Below are 4,834 nucleotides of genomic sequence, written 5' to 3'. Positions count from 1 at the left end.
GGTTCCACCGGATTTGACGCTGGTGGCGCGTGCGCGTTCACCTGAGTGGATTTACACCTACCTGCGCAATTTCTATAAAGATGAAACTCGTCCTTGGGGTGTCAACAACCGTGTATTCCCCAACGTGGGCATGCCGCATGTGTTGATTGGTCAGCAAGGACTTTTAGAGTGTGGCGCTGGTCCGAAACTCAATCACCACGGCGGCGCATTGCGCAACGATGTGGGCCAGGTTGAAGTAGACGAGCATTGCGGTGCACTTAGGGAAGGCAAAATCAAGGGCAGCTTGTCTGCTGCAGAATTTGATCAAGCAGTTTATGATTTGGTCAACTTCCTTGAATATGTTGCTGAACCTGTTGCCGTGAAACGTCAGGCAATGGGCTATTACGTGCTGGGCTTCCTGTTGATCCTGTTTGTCTTTGTCTACTTCCTGAACCGCGAGTTCTGGAGAGAGATCCACTGATATCAAAACGGGCGACTTAGGTCGCCCGTTTTGTTTGCGACTTGATTCAATTGAGCCTGGGTTAAAATACCTGTACTTTGTCGCCGGTATTCATCTGTTCAGTTAAAGGAAATGTATATGTCCATGACCTCCAGTCGTCCGTATTTTCTGCGCGCCATCTACGAATGGATACTGGACAACAATTGCACTCCGCACATTTTAGTCGATGCCCATGTGCAGGGCACCCAAGTGCCGCAGCAACACGTCAACAAAGACGGGCAGATCATTCTGAATATTTCCCCCTCGGCGATTAAAGATTTTTTTATGGATAACACTGCTGTGTCGTTTAACGCGCGCTTTAGTGGTGTTGTGAATAATCTCTATGTGCCATGCGGCGCGATTCTCGGGATCTACGCCCGTGAAAATGGCCAGGGAATGATGTTCGAGCCAGAACAAAATCCGCAGCCGCCTACACCAGCTCCGACAACTCCGCCTACATCTCCGCGACCTGAGCCGATCTCTCCCTCTGGGTCAGCCCCTAAACGACCCGGATTGCGCGTCGTAAAATAAGTCTTTCAAACACCCGCTGCGGCTGGTGTTTTTGTCTGTACCCTCCCAATAAATGTGACGCTTGTGCGACATATTTGTGACAAAAATTCTTGTTGGTCATATTACTGTCATATTCGCTGGCTAAAGTGATCGTCAATGGAGAGACAGATCTCTTCATCAACAAGCAAGAATTCATTACTCACGAATGACTAAACGGAGCGCTCTATGAACGCTATGAAAATTATTAAAGGGTTGGCACTGGCCGGCTCTATGGTGTGTGCAGCTGCGCTGCAAGCGGCAGTTGATCCCAAGTTGCCAGAATATAAAGTGGTAACGGGTGTGTCGGGTAATGTGAACTCAATTGGTTCTGATACGCTCAACAACCTGATGACCTTGTGGGCCGAAGATTTCAAAAAATCCTACCCTAATGTCAATATCCAAATCCAGGGCGCCGGTTCTTCAACTGCACCACCAGCGTTGACTGAAGGTACTGCCAACTTCGGCCCTATGAGCCGTGCAATGAAAGCGGAAGAGATTCAGGCTTTCGAAGCCAAACATGGCTACAAACCTACCGCTGTACCTGTAGCGATCGATGTTCTCGCTGTGTATGTAAACAAAGATAACCCGATCAAAGGCCTGAGCTTGCAACAGGTGGATGCGATTTTCTCTGCAACCCGCAAGTGTGGCGCAGCCAAAGATATTACCCGTTGGGGCGAAGTGGGTCTTACTGATAATTGGGCAAATCGCGATTTCACCCTTTACAGCCGCAACGCTGTATCAGGTACTTACGGTTACTTCAAAGATGAAGCTTTGTGCAAAGGAGACTTTAAAGCCGGCATCAATGAGCAACCAGGCTCAGCATCTGTGGTTCAAGGTGTGTCTGAATCGATCAATGGTATTGGTTATTCAGGTATAGGCTACGTGACTTCCGGTGTGCGTGCACTGCCGCTGTCCAAGAAAGATGGACAACCCTTTGTGACTGCTGAAGCATCGCATGCACTGGATGGAACCTACCCGCTGGCACGTGTACTTTATGTTTACATCAATAAACACCCGAACCGCCCGCTGGATACATTGCAATTGGAGTTTGCGAAGATGATCCTCTCCAAGCAAGGCCAAGAGACTGTGTTGCGTGATGGTTATATCCCGCTGCCCGCGACTATGGTCACCAAAGCACTGGCTGAGTTGCAAAAGTAATTACTGCTTAAGTGCTACAGCAAAAGCCGCCGACTTGATCGGCGGCTTTTTTATGCGCGCAAAAAGAAATATGACAGATAAATGACAGGCATAGCTCGCTTTGTAACAAAAGTGTCATTTTTGCTTGTTAGGATTCTTGTGCCAGCAGTTTAATCAGGTGACTAGACCATGTCAGAACCCAGCATTTCGGTAAAACAAACACTCAGTTTGATGCCGACCACCGAGCAGCGCAGCCGCCTGCGCCGCATTCGTAAGCTTAAAGATAATATCTCCCGCTATGGCGTCATGACAGCCGGTATCGCGGTTGTATTTTCTTTGGGATTGATATTTTTCTATCTCTTTTCCGAAGTGGCGCCTCTGTTCCGCGGCGCCTCGGTCGATGTGGTGAAGACCTTCGACCAAGCCGAATTGCATCAAATTGAACAAGATTCCACTGAATTTTTAACCCTTGAGCGCTACGAAGAAATTGGCGGCAGTTTCAAGCGCAGTGGTGCAGTGAGTTTCTTTAATGTAAATGATGGAAAAACCATCCTTGAAGCCCAGTTACCTAAAACCGAGGGGGCTGAATTTGCCAGTTTGGCTACTAGTACAGCTGATCATGGCCTTGTTGCTTATGGTTTTAACAATGGTGAAGTAGTGGTGACAAAAACCAACTACTCACTCAGTTATCCGCAAGATAAGCGTTTGATTACTCCAACCTTATTATTTCCGCTCGGCGAATCACCGGTGCGTTTGGATGAGCAGGGCACTGCATTAAAAGTATTGGCTATTCAAGAAACCTTCGGCGGTACCTTGATTGGATCTATTACTGCCGACAACCGTTTATTGCTCGGGGTGTTCAGCGAAAGTACCAATATGATTACCGGTGAATCGAGTCTTTCACAAGAAGTATTCACCTTGCCGCCACTGCCTGCCGGTATGAATGCTATTGCAATGCAAATTGATGAAGGTGCGCAACATTTGGTTATTGCGACCGACACTGCGCAAATTATTCTCTACAAAATTATTAACCCCGCCGCTGCAGAGCGCAAAGAGCCTGTAAGTGTTGGCGGTGGAAAAATTACCGTGCTGCAATTTTTAGTGGGTACAGGTTCTCTGATCGTGGGTACCGATAAGGGTGAGGTCAGTCAATGGTTTTTAGTGCGCGATGAAAGCAACGAATACCATGTCGAATTTGTGCGTGCGTTTGAATCCTTGCCGGGCGCAATTACCAGTGTTGCCCCGGAATTTGCCCGCCGCGGTTTTTGGGCAGGTGACGATCAAGGCAATATCGGGATTTATTTCGGCACCTCTGAGCGTACTCTGCTGATCCAATCCATCAGCGATAAACCCATCCAGAACATTGCCATTTCCCCTATTAACAACCGTGCATTGTTAATTGACGGCGGTAAAAAAGTAGCGGTTGCTGATGTGTGGAATAAACATCCTGAAGTCTCATTCCATTCGCTGTGGGAGAAAGTCTGGTACGAAGGCCGTGAGGCGCCGGAATATATTTGGCAGGCCTCTTCCGGTAGCGATAACTTTGAAGCCAAGATGAGTTTTATCCCGCTCACATTGGGTACATTAAAAGCTGCATTCTTTGCCATTTTGTTTGCGGTACCGCTCGGCGTGATGGGCGCGATTTACACCGCCTATTTTATGACACCAAAACTACGCGGTCTTGTAAAACCCACGATCGAAATTATGGCGGCACTGCCGACAGTAATTCTCGGTTTCCTCGCCGGATTGTGGTTGGCTCCGTTTATGGAAAACCACTTGCCCGCGATTTTCAGTATTTTAATTTTGTTGCCCGTCATTATGTTGGTGACCGGATTTATCTGGAGCCGCTTCCCGGAATCGATTCGCAACCGTGTTCCAGAAGGTTGGGAAGCCGTGATTCTGGTGTTGCCCATTATTTTAACTGTGTGGGCTTGCGTCGCAGTTAGTCCTTTCACTGAGGTCTGGTTTTTTGATGGCAGCATGCGCCAATGGTTTACCGATAATGGCATTAACTACGACCAGCGCAATGCATTAGTGGTTGGTATCGTGATGGGCTTTGCGGTAATCCCGAGTATTTTCTCTATCGCTGAAGATGCGGTATTCAGTGTGCCGCGTCATCTCACACAAGGTTCACTTGCGCTCGGCGCAACGCGCTGGCAAACCATGGTGGGTGTGGTGTTGCCCACTGCTAGCCCCGGTATTTTTTCGGCGGTGATGATGGGCTTTGGCCGCGCTGTGGGTGAAACCATGATTGTATTGATGGCGACGGGTAACAGCCCGGTAGTGAATTTCAATATCTTTGAAGGCATGCGTACGCTCTCTGCCAATATTGCGGTGGAGTTGCCGGAAACGGCGGTGGCCAGTACTCACTTCCGCGTACTGTTCCTCGCGGCGTTGGTATTGCTCGCACTGACCTTTGTAGTGAATACGCTCGCTGAAGTTATTCGTCAGCGTCTGCGCCAACGCTACAGCAATCTTTAATTCCTGGTGAATGCAATGAAAAATCTTGTAAAAGCACAAGCCGACTGGTTTAAAAGTGGATCGCCCTGGATTTGGTTAAATGGGGGTGCGGTTGCCATTTGTATGGTGATGGTGGTTGGTTTGCTCGGCCTGATTGCCGTTCGTGGTTTTGGTCACTTTTGGCCTGCGGATATCTTGCAAACTTCGATT

Annotated in this window: 4 protein-coding genes; all 4 read left to right on the top strand. The window is 48.6% G+C overall.

The genetic code is table 11. From position 1 onward, the window contains the following. Nucleotides 1–460: cytochrome c1 (locus tag ACWA6V_RS02735; RefSeq protein WP_449521064.1), on the top strand; the 460-nt coding region annotated here is incomplete at its 5' end. A gap of 117 nt (nt 461–577) precedes the next feature. Beyond that, entirely contained in the window at nt 578–1,009 is a 432-nt protein-coding gene (locus tag ACWA6V_RS02730; RefSeq protein WP_449521063.1) for a ClpXP protease specificity-enhancing factor, read from the top strand. A 204-nt stretch (nt 1,010–1,213) separates the two neighbouring features. Further along, nucleotides 1,214–2,185 carry a PstS family phosphate ABC transporter substrate-binding protein gene (locus ACWA6V_RS02725; RefSeq protein WP_449521062.1) on the top strand — a complete coding sequence of 324 codons (972 nt, stop codon included), beginning with the start codon at nt 1,214–1,216 and terminating at the stop codon, nt 2,183–2,185. 168 nt (nt 2,186–2,353) lie between these two features. After that, nucleotides 2,354–4,645: an ABC transporter permease subunit gene (locus tag ACWA6V_RS02720; protein ID WP_449521061.1), complete on the top strand. Its 2,292-nt coding sequence runs from the start codon at nt 2,354–2,356 to the stop codon at nt 4,643–4,645. The last annotated feature ends 189 nt before the right edge of the window (nt 4,646–4,834 follow it).

It is taken from the genome of Cellvibrio sp. (genome assembly GCF_053579595.1).
The sequence above is the reverse complement of the archived record's forward strand: the minus strand, read 5'-3'. Positions and strand labels throughout refer to the sequence as shown.